This is a genomic window from Neobacillus camarae, from assembly GCF_054950115.1.
Genome location: NZ_JBUCKX010000001.1, coordinates 628,006 through 652,103 on the forward strand (window position 1 = coordinate 628,006; position 24,098 = coordinate 652,103).

Annotated in this window: 19 protein-coding genes, 1 pseudogene and 1 riboswitch; of the genes and pseudogenes, 18 read left to right on the forward strand and 2 right to left on the reverse strand. The window is 41.9% G+C overall.

Going from position 1 to position 24,098, the window contains the following annotated elements:
• Nucleotides 1–401: 401 nt before the first annotated feature.
• The 4 genes and pseudogenes from ACY8D0_RS03060 to fdhF all read left to right on the forward strand — a co-directional run bounded on the left by ACY8D0_RS03060 (nucleotide 402) and on the right by fdhF (nucleotide 4,667).
• On the forward strand, nucleotides 402–1,661 hold the full coding sequence (locus ACY8D0_RS03060; RefSeq protein WP_462409016.1) for an L-lactate MFS transporter: 1,260 nt from the start codon (nucleotides 402–404) through the stop codon (nucleotides 1,659–1,661).
• Between the two features lie 72 nt (nucleotides 1,662–1,733).
• Nucleotides 1,734–2,528 (forward strand): formate dehydrogenase accessory sulfurtransferase FdhD, encoded by a 795-nt coding sequence (fdhD, locus tag ACY8D0_RS03065; protein ID WP_462409017.1) that lies wholly within the window; start codon nucleotides 1,734–1,736, stop codon nucleotides 2,526–2,528.
• Between the two features lie 60 nt (nucleotides 2,529–2,588).
• A pseudogene (locus tag ACY8D0_RS03070) lies at nucleotides 2,589–2,753 on the forward strand (hypothetical protein); the annotation flags it as partial.
• Between the two features lie 3 nt (nucleotides 2,754–2,756).
• Nucleotides 2,757–4,667, forward strand: a complete 1,911-nt coding sequence (gene fdhF / locus ACY8D0_RS03075) for a formate dehydrogenase subunit alpha (RefSeq protein ID WP_462409934.1) — start codon at nucleotides 2,757–2,759, stop codon at nucleotides 4,665–4,667.
• 345 nt (nucleotides 4,668–5,012) lie between these two features.
• On the opposite strand, the gene ACY8D0_RS03080 is transcribed toward fdhF, so the two are convergent.
• Nucleotides 5,013–6,686, reverse strand: a complete 1,674-nt coding sequence (locus ACY8D0_RS03080) for a multicopper oxidase family protein (protein ID WP_462409018.1) — start codon at nucleotides 6,684–6,686, stop codon at nucleotides 5,013–5,015.
• A 584-nt stretch (nucleotides 6,687–7,270) separates the two neighbouring features.
• Here ACY8D0_RS03080 and ACY8D0_RS03085 point away from each other — a divergent pair.
• The 13 genes from ACY8D0_RS03085 to ACY8D0_RS03145 all read left to right on the forward strand — a co-directional run bounded on the left by ACY8D0_RS03085 (nucleotide 7,271) and on the right by ACY8D0_RS03145 (nucleotide 21,710).
• Nucleotides 7,271–8,197 carry an aldo/keto reductase gene (locus tag ACY8D0_RS03085; protein ID WP_462409019.1) on the forward strand — a complete coding sequence of 309 codons (927 nt, stop codon included), beginning with the start codon at nucleotides 7,271–7,273 and terminating at the stop codon, nucleotides 8,195–8,197.
• A 156-nt stretch (nucleotides 8,198–8,353) separates the two neighbouring features.
• Nucleotides 8,354–8,456: riboswitch (SAM riboswitch) on the forward strand.
• A gap of 160 nt (nucleotides 8,457–8,616) precedes the next feature.
• Nucleotides 8,617–10,245, forward strand: coding sequence for a peptide ABC transporter substrate-binding protein (locus tag ACY8D0_RS03090; protein ID WP_462409020.1), 1,629 nt, complete (start codon nucleotides 8,617–8,619; stop codon nucleotides 10,243–10,245).
• 153 nt (nucleotides 10,246–10,398) lie between these two features.
• On the forward strand, nucleotides 10,399–11,070 hold the full coding sequence (gene yknW / locus ACY8D0_RS03095) for a YknW family membrane protein (RefSeq protein WP_462409021.1): 672 nt from the start codon (nucleotides 10,399–10,401) through the stop codon (nucleotides 11,068–11,070).
• A 91-nt stretch (nucleotides 11,071–11,161) separates the two neighbouring features.
• On the forward strand, nucleotides 11,162–12,292 hold the full coding sequence (locus ACY8D0_RS03100) for an efflux RND transporter periplasmic adaptor subunit (RefSeq protein ID WP_462409022.1): 1,131 nt from the start codon (nucleotides 11,162–11,164) through the stop codon (nucleotides 12,290–12,292).
• Nucleotides 12,289–12,981: an ABC transporter ATP-binding protein gene (locus ACY8D0_RS03105; protein WP_462409023.1), complete on the forward strand. Its 693-nt coding sequence runs from the start codon at nucleotides 12,289–12,291 to the stop codon at nucleotides 12,979–12,981. The genes ACY8D0_RS03100 and ACY8D0_RS03105 overlap by 4 nt, the downstream gene beginning before the upstream one ends.
• Nucleotides 12,978–14,171: an ABC transporter permease gene (locus ACY8D0_RS03110; RefSeq protein ID WP_462409024.1), complete on the forward strand. Its 1,194-nt coding sequence runs from the start codon at nucleotides 12,978–12,980 to the stop codon at nucleotides 14,169–14,171. The genes ACY8D0_RS03105 and ACY8D0_RS03110 overlap by 4 nt, the downstream gene beginning before the upstream one ends.
• A gap of 187 nt (nucleotides 14,172–14,358) precedes the next feature.
• The gene (locus tag ACY8D0_RS03115) at nucleotides 14,359–16,041 is read left to right on the forward strand and encodes an ABC1 kinase family protein (RefSeq protein WP_462409025.1); all 1,683 of its coding nucleotides are present in this window, start codon (nucleotides 14,359–14,361) and stop codon (nucleotides 16,039–16,041) included.
• Between the two features lie 427 nt (nucleotides 16,042–16,468).
• Complete coding sequence (locus tag ACY8D0_RS03120) at nucleotides 16,469–18,097, forward strand: long-chain-fatty-acid--CoA ligase (RefSeq protein ID WP_462409026.1); 1,629 nt, start codon at nucleotides 16,469–16,471, stop codon at nucleotides 18,095–18,097.
• Between the two features lie 18 nt (nucleotides 18,098–18,115).
• The gene (locus ACY8D0_RS03125; RefSeq protein ID WP_462409027.1) at nucleotides 18,116–18,895 is read left to right on the forward strand and encodes an SDR family oxidoreductase; all 780 of its coding nucleotides are present in this window, start codon (nucleotides 18,116–18,118) and stop codon (nucleotides 18,893–18,895) included.
• Nucleotides 18,896–18,983: 88 nt separating this feature from the next.
• Nucleotides 18,984–19,430 (forward strand): hypothetical protein, encoded by a 447-nt coding sequence (locus ACY8D0_RS03130; protein ID WP_462409028.1) that lies wholly within the window; start codon nucleotides 18,984–18,986, stop codon nucleotides 19,428–19,430.
• 3 nt (nucleotides 19,431–19,433) lie between these two features.
• Entirely contained in the window at nucleotides 19,434–20,039 is a 606-nt protein-coding gene (locus tag ACY8D0_RS03135) for a hypothetical protein (RefSeq protein ID WP_462409029.1), read from the forward strand.
• A 15-nt stretch (nucleotides 20,040–20,054) separates the two neighbouring features.
• Nucleotides 20,055–20,621, forward strand: a complete 567-nt coding sequence (locus ACY8D0_RS03140; protein WP_462409030.1) for a polyhydroxyalkanoate biosynthesis repressor PhaR — start codon at nucleotides 20,055–20,057, stop codon at nucleotides 20,619–20,621.
• 18 nt (nucleotides 20,622–20,639) lie between these two features.
• On the forward strand, nucleotides 20,640–21,710 hold the full coding sequence (locus tag ACY8D0_RS03145; RefSeq protein WP_462409031.1) for an alpha/beta fold hydrolase: 1,071 nt from the start codon (nucleotides 20,640–20,642) through the stop codon (nucleotides 21,708–21,710).
• A 317-nt stretch (nucleotides 21,711–22,027) separates the two neighbouring features.
• On the opposite strand, the gene ACY8D0_RS03150 is transcribed toward ACY8D0_RS03145, so the two are convergent.
• Entirely contained in the window at nucleotides 22,028–22,807 is a 780-nt protein-coding gene (locus tag ACY8D0_RS03150; RefSeq protein ID WP_462409032.1) for an alpha/beta fold hydrolase, read from the reverse strand.
• A gap of 257 nt (nucleotides 22,808–23,064) precedes the next feature.
• Here ACY8D0_RS03150 and desA point away from each other — a divergent pair, with 257 nt between their 5' ends.
• Complete coding sequence (gene desA, locus ACY8D0_RS03155; RefSeq protein ID WP_462409033.1) at nucleotides 23,065–24,075, forward strand: Delta(5) desaturase DesA; 1,011 nt, start codon at nucleotides 23,065–23,067, stop codon at nucleotides 24,073–24,075.
• Nucleotides 24,076–24,098: the final 23 nt, after the last annotated feature.

The following is a 24,098-nucleotide window of genomic DNA, read 5'->3' on the forward strand; positions in this document are numbered from 1 at the left end:
GGGGCCCCAGAAGGCGCTTTCTGCGCCCGAACGAGGAGGCTCCCCGGCATTTTTGCTGAACTTCTTTCGCTCCGATTAACAGAGGGACCCATGCACAAAAAATTGCACGATGGGATGAAAATAAGCGAACTTGTAATAAGGGTTGGACATTATTTTAAACTTGCATATTTTCAGGGCAGCCTTTCTTTAAGTCCAGTGTTAGATATGACGATATTCCTGTTGATAATGGAAAAAACTGTGTGTTACTATTATTTTAATAGTCAAAATTATCTGACTGGTGACTCGTTAATCATGATTTGAATTCTATGCCATACGGTTAGATAAAGGAGTGAATGCCTGACGATTAAATGTTATTGCTTGCCAAGTGGGCGGCAAAAAGAATAAAAAGGAGGATTTGCTGTATGGCAGAAACGAAAAAGAATCGATGGCTTATAGCGGCATCAGCTGTAGGGATTCACATCTCCATCGGATCCGTGTATGCATGGAGCAATTTTACAAACCCGCTAAAAAACTTGTTTGGCTGGTCAGACTCTGAGGTAGCGTTAACATTTAGTATTGCGATTTTATTCCTGGGATTATCAGCAGCCTTTTTAGGCCATTTTGTTGAAAAACATGGACCCAGAAAATCAGGACTACTGGCAGCTGCCTTTTTTGGCATAGGAATTGCAGGTTCAGGTGTTGCGGTTTTGGCAGGTTCGAAATTTATGCTTTATCTGTTTTATGGAATGTTAGGCGGAATAGGACTTGGTGTGGGGTATATCGCTCCGGTATCAACATTGGTGAAATGGTTCCCTGATCGCCGCGGGCTTGCTACAGGTCTTGCTATTATGGGATTTGGCTTTGCAGCGGCTGTGGCTAGTCCTATTATGAATAGTTTAATTGCAAATGTAGGGGTAGCCAAAACTTTCTTTATTCTAGGAAGCGCTTACTTCTTGCTGATGACCGCATCCTCGTTATATCTGGAAAGACCGCCTGAAGGATGGGCTCCAAAGGGATATAAGGAAAAAGTGAAATCTGGTGCAGCAAAATCTAGTCTGGATTTATCCCAATTGACTGCGAATGAAGCTGTGAAAACAAGCCGATTTTGGTATCTGTGGCTGATGCTCTTTATCAACGTCACCTGCGGTATTGCTATTTTGGCTGTGGCGAAACCATTGGCGATGGAGACGATTGGCATTGATACGACTGCAGCTGCGGCCCTTGTTGGAGCGATTGGAGTATTTAATGGGTTAGGGCGTATCGGGTGGGCCTCCACTTCTGATTATATAGGTCGTCCTAATACATACACCACATTTTTTGTTCTTCAGATTGGATTATTCTTCTTATTGCCGCATACGACAAATGTGGTGTTGTTCCAAGTGATGCTGGCTGTTATTTATACCTGTTACGGTGGGGGATTTGCAACCATTCCAGCCTATATCGGGGACTTATTTGGAACAAAACAGCTTGGCGCAATTCACGGTTATATCCTGACAGCATGGGCAGCAGCCGGGCTCGTAGGTCCGATGTTTGCGGCCTATATTAAAGATACGACCGGAACTTACGCGGGAAGCTTAAACATCTTTGCAGGGTTATTTGTTGTTGCTTTCATTATTTCATTATTAATACGAATGGACATTTCAAAGCTGCGCAAACAAAAAGAGACCAGAATAACAGCTTAATTCATGAGCATGCGAAATCTGGTCATTAATGACTGATTATTATGATAAAAAACGGGGAGGCAGCAGTCAGAGGTGAAGAGTACCACTATTATACGAACCATTACCCGTTATTCACATGGAAACATTACAGAACAAGAGGATTCGATTGTTACCGAACAGCCCATCACCATCAAATTAAATCAAAATGAATTCGCTACACTTGTCTGTACCCCAGAATACATGGAGGATATGGTCATCGGTTTTTTAGCGTCAGAAGGGGTCATAAGAGGGATTGAGGATATTGATGATATTTGGATTCAAACAAAAGAAGGATTTGCTCATGTGAAGACCAACTATCTCAATCATTTCTACGAAAAGTTTCATTCCAAACGCTATATTACCTCTTGTTGCGGAAAAAGCAGGCAAGGTTTCGTTTTTTTCAATGATGCGAGAATGTCACACTATTTTAACGATGTGAACGTAAAATTAACGTATGAAGAATGTTTTCGCTTAATGGATGAAATGCAAACAAGCTCGAGTGTATTTTTAAAAACGGGTGGTGTTCACAATGCCGCTTTGTGCAACAAAGATGGAATGATCCTATCCCGTGTCGATATTGGTAGACATAATGCACTTGATAAAATATACGGTTATTGTCTGCGTAATCAAATATCCTTAAAAGATAAAGTGCTTGTCTTTAGCGGCCGTATTTCCTCTGAAATTTTAACGAAAGTAGCCAAGATTGGATGTGAGGTTGTTCTATCCAAATCGGCTCCTACGGATTTAGCCCTCGAACTTGCTGAAGAATTAGGCATTACAACGGTTGGTTTTATACGAAATAACTCGTTTAATGTCTATACACGAAGTGATAGGATTGTTGAATGTTAAAAAAAATAATGTATGTTGCATCATAATTCGCCAGATAGCTAGATTAGGAGGAGTAATTTTATGGAAACTCATGCAAACCAAGTCGAAACCATTTGCAGCTTCTGTGGCACGGGGTGTGGTCTTGTCGTTGAGGTGGAAAACGACAAGGTCAGTAAAGTAAAAGGATATAAAGAGAATCCGTCCAGCCATGGGGAAACCTGTGTCAAAGGAGCACTTGGATGGGAATATATCAACAGCGACCGAAGATTAACCGCGCCGCTGATACGTAAAAACGGAAAGCTTACGCCCTCCAGCTGGGATGAGGCATTGACACTGATAGCCGACAAATTTTCGAAGCTAAAACAAAAGCATGGTCCAGATGCATTTGGATGTTTCAGTTCTTCGAGATCTACGAATGAACTAAACTACCTTGCCGGGAAATTTATGCGGACGGTCATTGGCACGAATAATATCGACAGCTGCAACCGAACGTGACATGCTCCTAGTGTCACCGGTCTGGTGACTGTGTTTGGAACAGGTGCAGCTACAGGTTCCTACGATGAGTTAGAAAATACCGATGTCATTCTTGTCTGGGGAAGCAACACACAGGAATGTCACCCGATTATCTTTAACCATATGCGCCGCGGAATAAAAAATGGTGCCAAAATGGTGGTGATTGACCCCCGCCGAATCGACCAAACCAAACTTGCTTATAAGTATCTGCCCGTTCGTGTAGGGACTGATATTGCGCTTGCCAATGCCATGGGACATGTCATAATCGAAGAAAACCTCGTTCATCAAGACTTTATTCAAAATGCAACCGAGCAATTTGAATTATATAAAAAAGCTGTCCAATCCTATACGCCGGAATATGCTGAAACCATTACCGGCATTCCTGCAGAGGACATTCGTGAAGTTGCCCGCCTTTATGCAACGGCTGATAAAGCAACCATCTGCTGGACGTTAGGCATAACCGAACATCATAATGGAACGGAAAATGTCTTTTCTTTAATTAATTTGGCATTGCTGACTGGTCATATTGGTAAATATGGCTCTGGACTTAATCCGTTGCGCGGCCAAAATAATGTACAGGGGGGCGGAGATATGGGCGCCTTGCCGAATCGCCTGGTCGGCGGCTGGAATGTTGATGACCCTAAAGGAAGGAAGCTCCATGAACAGGTATGGGGCGAGCCGGTTCCTGAAAAGATAGGCAAGCATCAGACTTTAATGCTGGATGCGATGGAACAGAAAGAAATTAAAGCCCTTTACGTAATTGGTGAAAATCCTGTCCAATCAGATGCGGATGGAAATCATGTCCAGAAGTTATTTGAAAATCTTGAATTTTTGGTTGTTCAAGATATCTTGATGACGAAAACGGCGATGCTTGCTGATGTTGTCCTTCCGGCGACAGGCTGGGCTGAAAACGATGGGACATTGATTAATTCTGAAAGACGGATCCAACGGGTGCGTCCAGCCATAAAAGGACCCGGCATATCCCGTCATGATCATGAAATTGTCCAGGCCATTGCGAATAAAATGGGGGCTAATTGGAAGTACCAATCAGCAGAGGATATTTGGGAAGAAATTCGCTTGCTCGCACCTAATTTTGCCGGTGTAACGTACAAGCGAATCGATGAAGAAGGAGGCCTGCAATGGCCATGTCCTGATGAAAACCATAAAGGGACGCCATTACTTCATAGCCGTTTATGGTCAAAAGATGTGGGCATGAAAGCGAAATTTGTGCCTGCCGATTACCAGCCGCCTGCGGAGGTGCCTGATCAAGAATATCCGTTGATACTGACAACAGGACGCCGGCTGCAATTTTATAATACCGGGGTGCAAACGAGTAATTATAAAAAGGTGAAGAATGCGGAGGAAGGACTAGAAATTCATCCGGATGACGCCGCTCAATATGGTTTTAATGACGGTGATCTGGTGAGGGTAAGCTCCAGAAGGGGAAGTGTGGTCACGAAAATAAGAATAAGCAATAAACAGCCAAGGGGCTTAGTGTTTATGACCTTTCATTTTCCAGACCAGGTCAGTACGAATGAACTAACCAATCATGCTACCGATCCACTTGCCGGTACAGCTGAGTTTAAGGCATGTGCCGTCAAAATTGAAAAACACGAGGAAAATTATTCTCTTACCGAAGCACATTAAATAGGGAGGCATAACTAGGATAATTAACTAAGTTATGCCTTTTTTTGATATGCTCCGTTAAACGATATTGTTGATTTTGTATATACTCTGTTGTTTGGAGCGGATATGCTCGACTCCTGCGGGAGTACGAGGCCGAGGAGGCTCCCCGGCACGACCTAAGGTCCGCGGGCGTCTGGAGCGGAAATCAACTGCCATCTTTAACAGAGCCTTCTGATAAGTAGAAATCGTGTCGTCTCCCAATAGCTGTTAGCGATAAAGGAAGAAATCTAATTATTGGAGGAATTATCGGGACCTGGATATTTGTATTTTTTATAGGAAAAGAGTAAACGCCTTCTCTTGTAATACCTAATCTAAATACTTTTTAATAACTATCAAAGGTCTCATCATCTCGTAATCTTCGTGTTCAAGTATGTGGCAGTGCCATACATACTCTCCTGTGAAATTTTTAAAGTGGACAATGATTCTCGTAACCTGACCAGCTTCAACTCTAACAGTGTCTTTCCAGCCTATTTCACTCGGGTCTGGTTCGAGGACTGGATTAGGTCCAAAATCTATGCCTGTACCGTTGTTAATCCATTGATTTGCATTAAAGGTGTTGACATTAAATTGCTGTCGGCTGAGTACCTGGAATTGTGCAAGATGAAGATGAATAGGGTGAGAAATGTTTGGGGGAATGCCGATGGGACTATTAGGATTAAAAACAGGATTTGCAAATTCCCAAATTTCTATCGTATCGTACTCAGGAAATTCTGTTGCAGGATCACTAAACTCAAGGTTATTTAATGTTAACTTAATCCTTCCATAGTCATCCGTTTCCTGACTCATAACAAATCTTCTTGTTTTTATTGCCTTTCCTTCTTCTAATTTGTCAAAGGGGCGAAGGTTTTGGGGCAACGTAATATGATCCCCGCCTTTCCGGCCTACTCTAAATTGCATAACCTCTCTTTTATGGATTTCTGGATTCCCCTGAAGATCTAATTCTTCTGTTTGAAGAGTGATAGTCTGTCCTTCTAGACCAGTAAAATCAATGATGACATCTATTCGTTCAGCAGGATCGAGAGGAAATTTCTGTATCGGCTTAGATACACTGATCAACCCGCCATCAGTGCCTAACTGCCAGAAAGATTGTCCATTTGAAAGTTTAAAAGTAAAACCGTTCGAATTTGAAGCATTTACCATCCTAAAGCGATACTTTCTTGGCTCAACATTAAGATAGGGCCATACCTTTCCGTTGACCACCATGGTATTCCCAATAAAAGCTCGGACGACAGAAGGATGGACAAGCGGATTTCTAGGGGTTAAATTTTCTGGATAAAAAAGCGAGCCATCGGGGTTAAAGGATTTATCTTGTATCATGAGCGGAATATCATATTTCCCCTTAGGAAGGTCATGGCTCTGCTCATTAAAATCGTGAATAAGATAGAAACCTGCAAGACCAGCATAAAGATTCAGTCTTGTCACTCCCATTGCATGGTCATGATACCAAAGTGTGGCTGCTTGTTGTTGATTGGGATATTCATAGACTTGTCTGTTATATTTTGGACCCCTATATTCGAAATGGCGCGTAAACCAGGCCTCAGGGTGGCCGTCGCTGTCAGGGGCTGCATTGGCGCCATGGAGATGCACGACTGTACGAACCTCGGGGTCATCAATCGCACTATCTAAGGTTTTATCCACTGGTAAAAAGTGTTTTAAGGGAAGATTATTAATCCATTTTACTCTAACGGCATGTCCTTTCATTGTTTCAAAAGTAGGACCAGGATACTTACCGTTATAACCATAGATTAGGGCTTCTCCGAAGTCCTTATGAAATTTATGCTTCGTACATTTCATTTCAACCTCATAATAATCATAATCATTCCCTCGCGATACTGGTTTTAGAACCTTTGGAATTGGCAGTTCATCAACAAATTTCGGGATTGTAGCAGGTATTGATGGGTCTACCATATTATCAGTTTCACAACACTCTGTATATTCATAATCACTACTTTCTTCATGAAATTTATAATTCTCTTCCAAAAAAATCACCTTCTTGTTTATTATTTATAGATGCAGAACTGTGGTTTGAGTAGAATAATTGGCAAACGATAAAAATTAGCAGCTAATTTTTCTGCATTCCTTATTATGGCATTCGTTATAGTGTATGAAATCAGGAAAAGCCCGTAAAGGACGACCGTATAAATTTATTAAAATAGGTGCAGTTGATAAGCAGGAAACTCCTATTTTTTACAAAGCGGGATCCATTAAAATCGTTCGTTCTATCTTGAATAGACTATTGAAAAAGTAAAAGATAATGACGCCCCAACAACTAGCAAAAATAACCCTTGATGCTGTACATGAAAATAAACTTCTTATAGCTCCAATTTCAATGCGTAGAACAAAGGATGTTCTTTTCACGGTGTTTCCAGCCTTGCACAAAGGATTAATGAGATTAGTATGCAAGGCCAGCCGAGAAGCCCGCTTAACATAAGGCTGGAACTCTGCATAGCCACGCCGCTCCCTATCTTTTGAGTAAGGAAATAGTGAGTGATAAAATTTTTTCAGAAACAGGACATCATATTATGATAAGCTAAGGAAGAAACTCTTCGAAAGGAAGGATATTCTTGAAATACATAAAGATTGCCAACACCGAGTTAAATGCTTCAAACATTATTATGGGAAATATGCGAATTAACCAACTGTCCGCAGGTGATGCAGAAAAGTTGATTCGCACCGCAATGGATGAAGGAATTAATTTCTTTGACCATGCCGATATTTATGGAAGGGGCCAATGCGAGGAATTGTTTTCTGAAGCCATCCAAATGAATCCTGAAATCCGTGATGAAATGATACTTCAGAGTAAATGTGGCATTCGTCCAGATTTGGGATGCTTTGATTTCTCCGAGGAACATATTATCAATTCTGTTAACGGAATCTTAAAACGGCTGAAAACAGATTATCTTGATATCCTTTTGTTGCACCGCCCCGATCCGTTAATGGAACCAGAAGAAGTGGCTGCCGCATTTGAGAAACTTCATACAAGCGGTAAAGTGAAGTATTTTGGGGTTTCCAACTTTAATCCCGCTCAAATTGAGCTGCTGCAAAAGGCTTTACCTTATAAGCTCGTGATTAACCAACTGCAATTTGGAATCGCCCATACTCCTATGATTGATTCTGGCATTACCTTAAACATGAAGGTGGACCAATCGATTAACCGCGACAGCAGTATCTTGGAGTATTGCCGTTTGCATGATATCACTATCCAATCCTGGTCACCATTCCAGCATGGATTTTTTGAGGGAGTATTCCTTGGGGATTTCGAAAAGTTTCCGGAATTGAATCAAACAATAGACAAGATTGCTGAGAAATACGGAGTCACCAGTACTGCCATTGCGGTCGCATGGATTACACGCCATCCGGCCAACATGCAGGTGGTCCTTGGCACAACGAAACAGCAGCGATTAAAAGATTCCTGCCAGGGGTCAGAAATTAAATTGACCAGACAGGAATGGTATCAAATTTATAAAGCAGCAGGAAATATGGTGCCGTAAATTGATAAGGCGGGAGCAGAATTGCTTCTGCTTTTTTTGCGGACAAAAGACTGAAATGTTGCGAATTTACGGACAAGAATATTTTTTTAGAAAAATATATTGACGGTAATTAAGAAAAGTATTATTCTTACTTTTGTAACAAATGCATATTGTAATCTCTTATCGAGAGAGACGGAGGGAAATGGCCCTATGAAGTCTCGGCAGCGGGTTCTTTTGAACACTGTGCCAATTCCATCAGGTTTCGCCTGATAGATAAGAAGAGAAGTACCTATTTAGTGTGCGATAATCCTCTTCCTATCAAGGAGAGGATTTTTTTAATTTGTTAGTAGGTCTGAGAATCAAAATATTATTCAATAAATAGTATTTTGATTCTTCAGACTCTAATATTAATACAAATATTACTTCCTGGGGGTAACAACATGAAAAAAGCTTTGATTGTATTGGCTGCAGCCATTTTAATGATTGTATCCGGACTTGCAGGCTGCGGGAAACAAGAGGCCAAACAGGCATCAGGCAAAGCAGCTAAAAACATTAAGCAAGAGATCACGACAAACCTTGCAGGTGAACCATATACCGTGGATCCTGCGTTTGCATCCGACACCACGTCTTTCTGGGTCATTGACCATTTATATGAAGGTCTGTACACCTATGATAAGAAAGGTAATATCGTGGAAGGTGCTGCTAGCAAAATTCAAACTTCCGAAGATGGAAATACCTATACGTTTACCATCCGTGACGGGGCAAAATGGTCCAATGGAGACCCGGTGACCGCAAAAGATTTTGAATATTCATGGAAACGGGTGTTGAATCCAACTACCGGAGCCTATGACGCTTCTTCCATGTATTATATTAAAGGAGCGGAAGCTTATAATACTGGAAAAGGCAGTGTGGAAGATGTCGGTATTAAAGCTACAGATGATAAAACCCTAGTAGTGGAGTTAAGCAACCCGTTAAAATTTTTCCCTAAAATTATGATGAGTGAAGCTTATTTGCCGGTTAATCCCAAAGTGGTGGAGGCCGACAAAAACTGGGCAGCCGAAGCAGCGGGAATTGTCACGAATGGCGCTTATACTGTCAAAGAATGGAAGCATGATGCAGAGCTTTCGCTTACTAAGAGTCAAACCTATTGGAATGCCAAAGAAATTACCATGGATGACATTCACTTTAAGATGGTAGCAGATGCGACTACCTACTATCAAATGTTTAAAACAGGTGAACTGGACCTAATCAAACAGTTGCCTATCGACTCGATTGAGCAGGAAAAGAGCACGCCGGAATTCGTTTCACATCCGCAATTCAGCGTTTATACGTATACCTTTAATGTCAATGAAAAGCCGTTTAATAATAAGAAAATCAGGCAAGCCTTCTCCTATGCGATTGACCGTAAAGCCATTACTGAGAGCGTGTCAAAAGCAGGCGAAGTACCGGCATTCGGTTATGTGCCAAACGGTGTCAAAACGGCTTCAGGCAAGGATTTCCGTGATGAAGCTGAGAAATATTATCAGTTTAACCCGAAAAAGGCCAAGCAATTATTAAAAGAGGGGCTCGAAGAAGAAGGCTTGACCGAATTGCCTCCAGTTACCTTTAAATACAATACAGCCGACAATCACAAGAAAATTGTCGAAGCCCTCCAGGAAATGTTAAAACAAAACCTCGGTGTCGAAGTGAAACTGGAGAATCAGGAATGGAAGACCTTTATCGATACATTTAAGCAAAAGAACTTCCAAGCAGCACGGATGGGCTGGGTCGGGGACTTTTTAGACCCGATTGGCGTGCTTCATCATTATACTTCCACCGATTCCAACAATTTCTCAAATTGGAGCAATCCAGAGTATGATGCTTTAATTCAACAGGCTACCGTTGAGCAAGATGAAGCCAAACGATATAAGCTTCTTCACCAAGCCGAAGACATCTTGATGGATGAACTTCCAATTTTGCCGATTTATTATTCGGCTCAAAATGCATTGGTCAGCAAAAAGTTTGAAGGAATCCGTTTTGCGGAATTATCGGAACCCGATCTTCGTTTTGCTAAAAAAATCTCAGAATAATAGAAACAAAAAAGTGCAGGCAACTGCACTTTTTTTGTTTCGCTGAATTTGCAGTATTGTCACATACTTTGTAAAAATTTGAATCTTTTTCCTTTTGTTTGTCGTATAATTTATTGCACGATATACATATAAACCAAATGTGGGGGGATTTGAATGGAGATGCAAACAGAAGTGAAGACAAAGAAAGAGATTCCAAGTTTAATTGGCATGTTTACCAGTCCAAGCGAACAATTTATCAAAATAAAGGAGAATCCAAAGTTTTGGATTCCGATGGTCATAATCAGTATTTTTTATGCGATAGGGTTATTTTTAATGGTATCGTCAATGGATGCATCGACTTTAATTGATCAGGGTGTACCGGAAGATCAAGCTGAATTGGTTTTAGGCATTACTAAAGTGACCGTTGCCATAACTGGAATTATCACGCCGATTATTGGTGTACTCGTTTCAAGTGCCATTCATTTGATTTTTGCCAAGATTGCCAGTTCAACAGTTTCATTTAAACAACTGCTTTCCATGAATACATTTATTATGGTGGTCGGAGCCGTTGGAATCATTTTAAATATGGCCATTCGTTTAACAATCGGCGGGAATCCAGAAACATATGTTACCAGTCTGGCTGGATTGCTCAATCTGGATAAGCCGGGCGGTTGGGGGTCCATCGAAGTATTTGGAAGTTGGTCAACCATTTTAACAGCGATCGGATTAAACAAAACAGCAGGATTTTCCAAGGGGCTTGCTTGGACCGTTGCGATTATTTTCTTCTTATTCAGTTTTGGTTTAGGCTTCGTGGGAGGTTTACTTTCCGAGGCCCCAGCTCTATAGTGTTTTTCATTCACTTTAGACCAGCGAAGGGAAAGGAGAAAAGGACAAGAGGTTTGCGATATAAAACATCCACTTCTCTTGTCTGTAACCTATGAAAAAGAAAATATGGATTGCAATAGGAATCATCAGCTTAGTGCTAGTCATGATTTCGGTAAGTGTTTATCGTCAGGTTTTTGCAAAAGGGCCATCTGTGAGTACAGCCATGCTAAAAGAGGAGGAAATTTCGTCGCTGCTTTTAGTGCCTGGAACAGTAAAGCTGCAGGAGGAGCAGGAAGTTTACGCGTCGCCGGATAAGGGAGAAGTGAAGGAACTGCTTGTTTCGGAAGGCCAAGAAGTGAAAGCTGGCACCGTATTGGCAAAACTCGATAATCCACAATTGGAATTGGAAATTGAGCAAAACAAAATAGCCATTGAATCGGCAAATTTAAAAGCCGCCAACCTTGATAAACAAATGAAACAGTTAAAGGAAAAAAAAGGTACATTAACAGGCCAGATTGGTGAGGAGGAAGCCAAGAACCAGGTGGATTCCCAGCTGGAAAACCTGGATATGGAGAAAAAATTAGCCAATCTGGACCTAAAACAGGCCAATCTGCAAAAAGACCTGCTGGCAAAGAAGCAAAGTGAATTAGAAGTCAAGAGTACGATGGACGGCATTGTTTTAACCGCCAAAAAAACAACAGTTTCAACTATTGCGGGGGGAACTGAGCCGCTAATTCAAATCGGCAAAATGGATAGTATGGTAGCTGCCGGATTTTTGTCAGAATATGATACGTTAAAGGTCAATGTCGGCCAGAAAGTAACCCTTAAGTCCGATGCTGTGGCAGGAAAAGAGTGGCACGGTGAAATTACGGCCATCAGCATACTTCCACAGCAAAGCCAAGCGGTTGGTGCTGGTCAAACGGGAAGCCAGGCAGTTCAATACCCCGTTACAGTAAAAATATCCGATAATGCCCAAATGTTAAAACCGGGATTCCAAGTCGTAATGGAAATAGAAACCGATAAAAAGAAAGCCAAGGTCTTGCCAATCGATGCGGTACATGACGACGGGGACCAACCCTATATTTATCTTGTGAAAGATGGGAAGGCGCGCAAGCAAAATATCAAAATTGGCATTTCATCTGGGAAAAAGATAGAAATAACCGAAGGAGTATCCATGGATGATCTCACCATCGTCAACGGCCCTAATCAGTTGAAGGATGGGATGGATGTGACAATAAAATGATTCAACTTGAGTCCATTACCAAGTCCTTTTTACTCGGAAAAGAACGGGTAAATGTCTTAAATGATATTAATCTATCGATTGGCGAAGGTGAGTTTGCAGCCATTATGGGGCCCTCAGGCTCGGGGAAATCGACATTAATGAATATAATTGGCTGTTTAGATAAACCGAGTACTGGCAGATATTTTCTCGGTGGACAGGACGTATCCCATTACGATGATAAAGAATTAGCCCATGTCAGGAACCAATCCATCGGCTTTGTTTTTCAGCAATTCCACCTTTTGCCCCGGCTGACAGCCATAAAAAATGTCGAACTCCCGATGATTTATGCGGGAATCTCGAGAACAGAACGGTATGAGAGGGCGGAGCGTGCGTTAGAAAAAATGGGTCTTGCAGATCGGATTGACCACTTGCCCAATGCGTTATCTGGAGGGCAGAAGCAGCGCGTTGCCATTGCCAGAGCGATGGTGAATAATCCGAAACTGATATTAGCAGATGAACCAACCGGGGCCCTTGATACAAGGACCAGCATGGCAATTATGGAGCTTTTCTCCGAATTAAACCAAGAGGGTGCAACAATTGTCGTTGTTACACACGAACCGGAAGTGGCCGGATATGCGAGCAGGACCATTATGGTGAGAGATGGATTCATCCAGCCTCCGTCAACGGTCAATAAGGGGGCCACATCATGAGCTTCATGGAAAATCTGCTGATGGCGTTAAATTCCTTAAAAATGCACAAAATGCGCAGTATATTAACCATGCTTGGCATTATCATCGGGGTTGGTGCAGTCATTATTGTAGTTGCCATTGGGCAGGGCGGAGAAGCCATGCTGAAATCACAATTTACCGGATCGGGAAATTCAATCCAGGTTTTTTACCAGCCTTCTGACGAGGAAATAAGGGCCAATCCTAATATCTTGCTGCAAGCTCCGTTTAAACAGGAAGATATTCGTGCACTGGAACAATTGCCTGAGGTCAAACAGGTCGTGGCGTCAAGTACGACCATGTCTAGTGCCAGATACCAAAAGATTACGAAGGATATCTCCGTGACGGGGATTAATCAAGCCTATTTACGGTTAAATGATTTAATAATAGGAACCGGAAGAAACTTCACATCCGCCGATTTTCTAAGCGGACGACGGGCAGTTATCATCAGTAATAAACTTAAGGAAGAATTGTTTAAAGGGAAAAATCCAGTCGGAAGTATTTTATCCATCGCCAATCAGCCTGTCGAAATTATTGGAGTTCTTGAAAAACCAACAGGAATTCTTTCCTTTGGCACAATGGAAGTCTATCTGCCATTTCAAACATGGAAAATTATTTATGGCAGCAGTGATTATACTCAGCTGACCATCCAGGCGGTTTCGGCTGAAAAGCTGCAGACAGCCGGGAAAAAGGCGTCCATCCTGCTGAATAAACTGCATAATACGGAAAAGTCCTATCAGGTAATCAACATGGAGGAAATCTCTCAAGGAATCGGCCAGGTTACTCGAATTATGACATTGATTATTGGAAGCATCGCTGGGATTTCTTTGGTCGTAGGCGGGATTGGTGTCATGAATATTATGCTTGTGTCTGTCACGGAAAGGACGAAGGAAATCGGTATTCGAATGGCACTTGGAGCCACAAGGGGGCAAGTTCTGACCCAGTTTCTAATTGAATCGATGACGCTGACTTTAATTGGTGGGATTCTGGGCATAGTGTTTGGGTGGGGGACGGCCAAAATTGTCAGTCTGTTTGCCGGTTGGCCATCATTGGTTCCCTGGCAGGTGGTGTTGGGCGGCGTGCTATTCTCCATGGTGATTGGGATTATATTTGGCATCCTGCCTGCCAATAAAGCCTCGAAATTGGATCCAATTGAATCACTACGGTATGAATAGCACAACGGAAAACTTGCCGAACTTAATCCATTATCAGAGAAGAGGATGGTCCAAGAAAACGGATCGTCCCTTTTTCAGTAGTCCAAGAATTGAACTTTTTGGGAACACTGGTTAATATACTTGAATTCTTGGAAAATCCGTGAGATGTTCATTATAATAAATTCCCCAAAAGACGGAGCAGATGACTATGATTAAGAAAAGGATACGACATTTAGGAAGATCAAGGGACATTGTCTATGCCTTTACCCGCCATGGATTCGGATATGTGATGAAAGAATTGGGGCTGCTTGACTTGCTGGCTGTTCCTAAAAGGTTATTTTTGGAGGGAAACAAAACGATAAACAGCAAATCGACCGGTGAACGGATCAGATTGTTTTTAGAGGAATTGGGGCCAACCTTTATCAAAATCGGCCAAGTCGCCAGTACACGTCCCGACATCATACCGGCTGAAATTATTGTGGAGTTGGTGAAACTCCAAGATCAAGTTTCTGCCTTTCCATTTGAAGAGGTAAAAAAAATTATCGAGTCGGAATTGGCCGATTCCCTAGAGAATTGTTTTGCATCCTTCAATGAAACCCCGATTGCCGCTGCCTCCATAGGACAAGTTCATGATGCCGTTTTAATGACGGGTGAACGGGTGGCTGTCAAAATACAGCGTCCGAATATGGATACTGTAATAGGAACAGACTTGGAAATTCTTCAAGATTTGGCCAGATTGGCCGAAAACCGATTGGAATGGGCAAGAAAATATCAAGTTCGCGATGTAGTTGAGCAGTTGGCCCAGTCGCTGAAGCAAGAACTCGAATATGAAAACGAAGCCCGCAATTCGGAAAGGATTGCCAGACAGTTTGAAAACGACCCGAAAGTAATCATTCCAAAAGTTTATTGGGAATATACAACTTCAAAAGTTCTTACAATGGAATTCATTGAGGGTATTAAATTGAATCAAGAAAAAGCGCTTCAAGAAGCAGGTTATACTACAAAAAACCTTGCTGAAACAGTGGTGAATTCTATCTTGCAGCAAATATTAATTGAGGGCTTTTTCCATGGCGACCCGCACCCAGGGAATATTCTTGCGTTGCCGGAGGAAAAGATTGCCTTTATGGACTTTGGGATTGTCGGACGCATCAGTCCGGAAGTGCGCGATTATGTTGCAACTTTTGTGATTGCCATGATGAACCAAAATACAAACGAAGTTATCAGGGCGATTACCAAAATGGGATTAGTTCCGGAGAGTGTCAATCTTTATCAATTGCGAATAGACGTGGATCACCTGAGAGAAAAATACAGCAATGTTGCATTTAGTGATATGAGCGTGGGCGGGGCCGTCAATGAATTATTTTCAGTTGCCATCCGGCATCAAATTAAGCTTCCGACAGACTTAACATTAATGGGAAAAACGCTGTTGACCATCGAAGGGGTTGTGGAGAATCTTGACCCCGAACTTAGTATTATTAAAATAGCGGAACCTTTTGGAAAACAATTAATCTTGGAACGGATACGTCCCAAAAATGTCGCGGGAAAAGTATGGAGTCAGGTAAATGAATATGGAGAGATTTTAAACGAATTTCCTAAAACATTAAAAGACATCACCACTATCATGAAAAATGGAAAAATGAAAATTGACCTTACGACCCCTGAACTGGATTCGTTTGTAAAAAAATTAAACCGGATCAGTAACCGTATCTCATTTAGCATAGTTTTGCTGTCATTTTGCATTCTTATGGTCGGGATTATCACTGGAACCACATTATCGGGTCAAAAAATTACGTTGTTTTCCAATCTTCCAATTGTGGAAATCGGCTTGGCCGTTGTTATTGTGATGTTCCTTTTGCTGTTGTTGTCAATTATTAGGTCGGGCAGATTTTAAATTATTCCGCCACGGAAACATTTGTTGTACCGATAAAATCTCCGGTCGGCTTTGACTGGACATTTTTATAGGAAAATATTAATTTGTGTTTAAAAATTGAAAGCGCTTGCAATAATTCGATTGGAATCATCCGAGCATCCAAAAAAATTCCGACAATTTTCGAGGATATTTTCATTTTTCTTTTAATTTCAGTCTATTTACTAATGGCATTATATAGAAGTGTTGGTTCCTTTGGACTATTGAATCATTCCAGAAACTAGAGATTTTATGAAGAATTTTGTCGATAACGTTAGGTTTACAAATTGGCTTTAAACCACAATAATTAAAATTATATTAATATTCTAATTATTTTTGTCGAAACCTCTGAGAATGGCGCACCGTTAACTGGAATGTTAATAGCAAATTCCAAAGGAGGCTCCAGTAAAAAATGGTTTATCAACAGAAGCCGTGGTTGAAAGTGTATGACCCGAGGATTAATGAAAACGTTTTAATTGAGCACGATTCCTTATATGATTTCCTTAGGGAAGCAGTGGAACGTTACAACATAAAACCTGCATTCACATTCTATGGAAATGTCTGGAGTTACAATGAAACCAAGCTATTAACTGATCGATTGGCTGCTGCTTTACATAAAGCGGGCCTGGCTAAAGGAGATCGGATGGCGATCATGCTTCCCAATTCCCCGCATTACATCTTCACGCTATTTGCGGTGTTTCGTTTGGGAGGGATTGCCGTTCAGGTAAATCCGATGTACGTGGAAAGAGAAATTGAACATGTACTAAACGACTCTGGGGCCGAATACATGGTAGTTCTTGATGCACTTTACCCGAAGGTAAAAAAGATTCAAGCCAATACCTCTTTAAAAAAGATTATTGCGGTCAACTTAGGCAGTGACAGGCTGCAGCTTGATGACGGGGATGTTTATTTCGACGAGTTCCTCCAGACCGGTGAAAGTGTTCCGGATGTAAAAATTGATTCGCAAGAGGATGTGGCCATTCTCCAATATACCGGCGGAACAACCGGACTTTCAAAGGGGGTCATGCTTACCCATAAAAATTTGTTGGCTAACTTCAATCAAGTTTGTGATTTTGCTTATAAGGCGTGCGAAAATAAGCCAGATGATTTTAAAATGATTACCGTCCTGCCATTTTTTCATGTCTACGGTTTGTCGAGCACTGCTCTGTGCGGAATTCGTGAAGGGGCTAATCAGATAATTCTTCCGCGCTTTGATCCAAAGGAAATCATGGAGATTGTCAAGCGGGAGAAGCCATTTCAATTCTCAGGTGTCCCAACGATGTTTTTTGCCTTAAATAGCATGCCTGGCATTGAAGAATGCGGATTTGACCAATTTTATTACATAAGCTGTGGCGGTGCACCATTGCCAGTGGAAGCCGCAAAAGTATTTGAAAAAAGAACGGGTGCTAGGCTTTTAGATGGCTACGGTCTTTCCGAGGCATCCCCTACCGTTATCTTTAACCCGCCATTTGTGCCAAGAAAATATGGTAGTATCGGAATCCCAGTCCAAAGTACTGAGGTAAGAATTGTTCAAGAGACCAATGATGGTTACGTGGAAGCTCCCGTAGGCGAGGCTGGGGAACTGATTGTTAAAGGCCCCCAAGTGATGAAAGGTTACTGGAACCGCCCCGAGGAAACGGCAGCGGTCATAAAAGAGGGTTGGCTGTTTACAGGCGATATCGCAAAAATGGATGAAGATGGCTACTTTTATATTGTGGACCGCAAGAAGGACATGATTATTGCTAGCGGTTTCAATGTCTATCCAAGCGAAATAGAGGAAGTGCTTTATCAGCATGAAGCAGTGGAAGAAGCCTTGGTTGTCGGGGTACCTGACCCTTACCGAGGTGAGACAGTGAAGGCATATGTCAAGGTAAAACCAGGTTTTGCTGTGTCAGAGGATGATCTTAAACAATTCGGCAGAAACAATCTAGCACCCTATAAAGCGCCGAAAGACGTAGAAATCCTTCCTGAACTGCCAAAATCATCTGTTGGCAAACTGCTAAGAAGAGTGTTAAGAGACCAAGAGAAAGTAAAAGTTTAATAGATTGGAGGGATTGAAGTGACCAGTGGAGACCTATTTAGTTTAAAAGGAAAAACGGCGATTGTGACAGGCGGAGGCCGCGGACTGGGGCAGCAAATTGCGGAGGTGTTTGCGGAAGCGGGAGCTAATGTGGTGGTTTGTTCAAGAAATGTGGAAGCTTGCCAAGAACTAAGCGAAAGCCTAAACCAAAAAGGCGTAAAATCCTTGGCCCTAAAATGTGATGTTTCCAATCAGGATGACATCCGCCAAGTGGTGGATGCCACCATGAAGGAGTTCGGCCGGATTGATATTTTAGTGAATAATAGCGGAACAAGCTGGGGAGCACCGGCTCTGGAAATGCCTGCCGATAAATGGGATAAAGTCATGGACATTAACCTGAAAGGGGTATTCCTGTTCTCCCAAATGGTTGGAAGAATAATGAAGGAACAAGGTTCGGGAAAAATCATTAATATTGCCTCCATTGCCGGTATAGGCGGTCAGGACCCGCAGGTTATGGATGCTATTGGCTATTCAGTCAGCAAGGGAGCGGTTATCAGCTTCACAAAAGATTTAGCCGTCAAATTGGCGCCTTACAACGTTCATGTTAATGCGATTGCACCCGGTTTCTTCCCGACCAAAATGACGAAAGCAATATTGGGCTATTCAGGACAAAAAATTCTTGAGCGGACACCTGCTGGCCGTTTTGGCGCAGACAGCGACATGAAAGGACCGGCGCTGTTCTTGGCATCAGCGGCTTCTGATTATGTATTCGGTCATGTTTTGGTTGTGGACGGCGGAACGACTGCTGGAGTTCAATAAGCATTTGTAAGCAGCACATACTGGATGAACACGATTTATTGATTACTACTGCAAACGAACCGCACACTGGAAAGGTCTGACACGAACCATGCATCAAGATTACCATGCCAGTTATAAGGAATTAGAGGCTGAAATTAATAAAAAAATCCATGAGCTCACGAATTGCCGTACCTTTACAGCCGCATTCGGAAAGGCCATGGAGCAGCATTTGATTCAATTAGAAGTTTACAAAAGAATGACCACTAAATGGTTAAATCAAATGGACCTGCCAAACAAGGATGAATTGGCCGAAATTTCCCACCGGATGGTACGTGTGGTCGAACAGACGGATACATTGGATGAAGTGGTTTATTGGACCAACCTAGAGCATCACCGGGCTGTAAGCCAGCTAAAAATGGTCAGGCAATCCTGGCAGGAGTTAAGATCTGTTTTAAAAGAGGAAGTGCAGGAGTTAAAGAAAAATAACATCCACTCGTTGCAAGCAGAGCTTAACGACTTAAAACGGTTATTTCAAATCGAAGATAAAGGAGAATGAACCATGACTGAAAAAAATGAAAAAGAAATAGAGGAATTGGCTGCTGAAGAGAATAGCCTTTCCAGTCTTGACCTAATCTGGAGAATGGGTTTTGATGAATTGGATGCTTGGGCTGACCGTTTTAATAAGCGGGATGAACTGTTTTTAAACGCGGTAAAAAGTTTTGTGGACAGGGCCAAACGTAACCAGGGAAATGTCAAAACTCTCACTGAACAATTCAGCAAAGAATTGAAGGAATGGGAAAAAAATGCCCGTGAGGAATTGCTTGTCACTACGACTACTTTACAACATTTTTTCCCGGTAAAATCGTATGAACAGATCAATAAGGCTGCAGATGAAATTCAAGAGAAAACTGCTTCTATCCTGTTGGCTCCTGTTAAATCTTTGAATTGCGGGGAAGCCTTGGACACGTATTTGCAAACTGTGGAGAAATATTTGAGGCTCAGGAAAAACGCCCGTGAAAAATTTATCGACAGTGTGAAGAAGACAACGAATATCCTATATGAAAATCAAAAACTATTCGTCGATTTAGTATCAAAGCAAGTAAAAGCGGCGATCTTTCCATTCCAAAAATATATGAAGAACCCAACTGAGCCAGCAAAATCATAATGAGGTGAAATGCAAATGCCGGATAATAATAAAACCTACGACCCATATGAAGCATTCCATAAGTTAAGTTTATTGTGGGAAAAGCAAATTAATGATTTTATCTTTCTTTGGACCAACAACAATGAATTTGTGAAAATGACTAGTGTAGGAACAGAAATCCATTCCCGCTATTTGGAATCCATGAAAAAAAATCAAGAAGCACTTGCTAGTGTGCTCAATTTGCCAACCAAAAGTGATGTAACCAATGTGGCCAATTTAACTATCCAAGCGGAAGAGAAGATTGAGGCATTGGAGGAACAAGTTTGGGACTTGCAAGATTCTGTCAAAGCCCAATCCAAAGACATTGAAAGTGTAGTAGAGGTTTCCAAGGAAATTATTAAACTCGCCAAACAGCTTAAAACAGAACTGGTAAAAACAAAGAAGGAAATCTCAGATACGAAAAATCTGCACGAAGAGCTTCAAGAAATGAAATTTGAATTAATGAAATTAGGCAGCTTTAAAGAGGAACTTGACAATTTAAGAAGCCTTATGGAAAAAAATGCACCAGCTCCTGAATTGACAGGGGCAGGTTCATCCAAGTAAAAAACGGGAGGGCAGGAAATGGCAGCAGGCACATCATTGAACAACGTATTACCAAATTTGGAATACGAAAAAGAGTTAAATCGTTGGAGAAACGTCTATAAAATATTCACAGAGCCCGAACCAAAGATGGGGCATACGCCACGAGTGGAAGTATGGAGAAAAAACAAATCAGTTCTTTGGCATTATCCCGCTGAACAGCGCAAATATGAAATACCGTTATTTTTTGTTTATTCCTTGTTCAATAAACCCTATATTTTGGACGTGGCCCCAAAGGCAAGCGTGATTGAGGGTTTGACAAAAATGGGGTATGAAGTTTATTTATTGGATTGGGGTTCACCAGGTTATGAGGACAAAAACACCGGTCTGGACACTTATATTGATAAATATTTAAGAACAGCCGTGAAACGCGCGATTCGCCATTCGGGTGCGGAGGAAATTACATTGGTTGGCTATTGCTTGGGCGGGACTATCGCGTCCATTTATGCATCAGTTGCCGATGAGCCGATTAAAAATTTAATCGTTGCCACTGTTCCAATCGATTTTACGGCATTCATGGGTCCAGACAAATGGGCCGAAGGATTGCGCAATGGTGATTTTAACATTGACCATTTTATTGACGTATATGGAAATATTCCCCCTAAATTGGTGGAAGGAATGTTTAGGGCCATTGGAGCCCCGATTTATTTTACCAACTATACCATGTTATTGCATCGTGCCCACGACCACCGTTATGTGGACAAATGGCGTCGGATGAATAAATGGACGTTAGATCAGGTTCCGTTTGCCGGGGAAGCTTATCGTCAACTGGCGACCGATTTGTTTAAAGAGAACAAACTGGTCAAAGGGGAACTTGTGATTGGAAATAAGAAGGTGGATCTTAAGAACATCAAGGCCAATTTATTTGTTGTTTCGGGCTCAAGGGACAATTTGATTTTGGAGGAGCAGAGCAAGCCAATCATGGACTTGGTTTCTAGTAGCGATAAAACTTATATCGTTGTTGAAACGGGACATGTCGGTTTGGCCTTGTCGGGATTATTTGCAAAAATAGTTGACCAATGGGCAGCCAGCCGCTCCAATGCCCTAAATTGAGTTTGTGTCATAAAAGATTGTACCATGTAATATATATTTAATCGGGGAAAGGGAGAGGAAGGACCTATCCCTTTCAAGTTGTCTAGCTACAGCGCCCTAGCGCCGAGACGCCTTCGGTCTCCGCGCTTGTGATAAGTCAAGCTCGAATGCGCCTCCTGCTCCTGCGCCAAAGCATATTCGAGGAAGTGGCTGTTCAGCTCGTCGCAAAGCCCTTTAAGCCTATTCAGGTAGTTGCTTGGCTCTTCGTGTTTTCTTTATCTCAGTTGGAGCCCTCCAGGCTTGTCGTGCGCTGACCAGGGCGCTTGCGCTTTTCTTTTTTAACTGGCAGTCCGATGCTTCAATAAAAAGCTTCGCAATACATCGTTAAACGCATCTGCCGCTTCAAGTTTGGCCACATGGCCGGTATTCCGGAAAATGACGAACTCCGAGTGGCGGATTTGTTTATGCATCAAGAATTGTACCCACACGGGAATGACAGAATCATACTGACCGCCAATAATGAGTGTGGGTACCTTTATTTGGGGCAATAAGCCTAAGTTGTTCACATTCAGGCAAGCTTCCATTGCCTGGAAATAATAATCCTTATTTGGCTGATAGTATTGATAAAAGGTATTAATATTTTCTGATGACCAAGAATACAGACATACTTTTGCAGCCGTTTCTCGTATTGTCTCAGCGGACTTGTTTAGGGCACGGGCCCTTCTATACCTGACAAATAATTCTCCTAAATTTTTGGGGGCATAATGGAAGGTACTGACAAGCATTAATGTCCGGCACATACCGGGCGCCTGACGGTAAATTTCCTGTGCGACCATGCCGCCCATGGATAAGCCGCAGATATGAGCGCTTTCAATCCCAAGGTCATTCAGTAAATGAATGACGTCATGGGCAAAGTTTTTAATGGAAATATCGCCTGGATTCTTATATTCCCCATGTCCCCTTAAATCCGGAATAATTAAATCATATTGATCAGCCAATTCAAATTGTCTGACCCAACCTTCTTTTACTTCTCCAAGACCGTGAATAAACACCAGAGGCTCTCCTGTACCAAGGCGGATATAAGGTATCTCGACATTGTCTTTCGATACTATACTCAACGTAATTCCTCCCATTGGTTTTTATTAAACTATGTTTCCAGTTTTACCCCAGTGCAAACATTAAAAACATGACGATTAATTCATTATATCTTAGAAGGTGGCAAATTATTAATCATATATGTAAATTACATATAAAGACAAGCGTTAAAATCTTTTGGACATGACATCTATCATGTTTTTTGCATGACATGTATGACTGCCGCTGGCAATTCCTTTTCGTTATAATTCTGGTATCCAATAATGAAGGGGAATCAAAGATGGACAAAGAAACCGTTAAAACGTTACGAAAACAGGTCGCCCCATATGAAAAGTCAAGTTCAAAAGCGAGCGTTTGGCAGATCATGAATACCCTCCTGCCTTTTTTCCTTTTATGGGCTCTAAGCTATTGGAGTCTGTCGTATTCCTATGTTCTGACGCTAATATTTGCCATTGCGGCGGCAGGTTTTTTGGTACGGATATTTATTATTTTTCATGACTGTTGTCACCACTCTTTTTTTAAAAATAGGACGGCAAATAAAATTCTTGGGACATTCACAGGTATCTTAACGCTGTTTCCATACAGCCAGTGGCAATATGAACATTCAGTTCACCATGCTACAAGCAGTAACTTGGATAAGAGGGGAACCGGGGATATTTGGATGATGACGGTGGAGGAATATAATGCGGCCACTTTTTGGATAAAACTGCAGTACCGTCTGTATAGAAATCCTTTTGTGATGTTTGTTCTAGGGCCAATCTATGTGTTTGTTATAAAAAACCGATTTAACCGGAAGGGTGCCCGCATGAAAGAGCGGTTGAATACGCATCTTACAAATGTTGGTATAATGGTCGTTTCTGGAACTCTCTGCTGGTTGTTAGGTTGGGAGTCATTCCTTTTAGTTGAGGGACCCATCTTTTTTATTGCCGGTTCAGCTGGAATTTGGTTGTTTTACATCCAGCATACGTTTGAAGACTCTTATTTTGAGGGAGACCCGCAGTGGGAATATGTACGCGCTGCTGTGGAAGGAAGCTCGTTTTATCAACTGCCAAAATGGCTGCAATGGATGACAGGGAATATCGGGTACCATCATGTTCATCATTTAAGTCCAAGGGTACCCAATTATAAGCTGGAACAGGTTCATAATCAAACCCCCGTCTTGAAAAATGTGCCAACGATTACATTGGCAACAAGCCTGTCCTCGTTGAAATTCCATCTATGGGACGAGCATAATAAACGCTTTATTGGGTTTAAAGACGCTAAATTTTCAGCTAAAATAAAGAGTGTTTAAAGGAAATTGAGTCCAATTTAAGT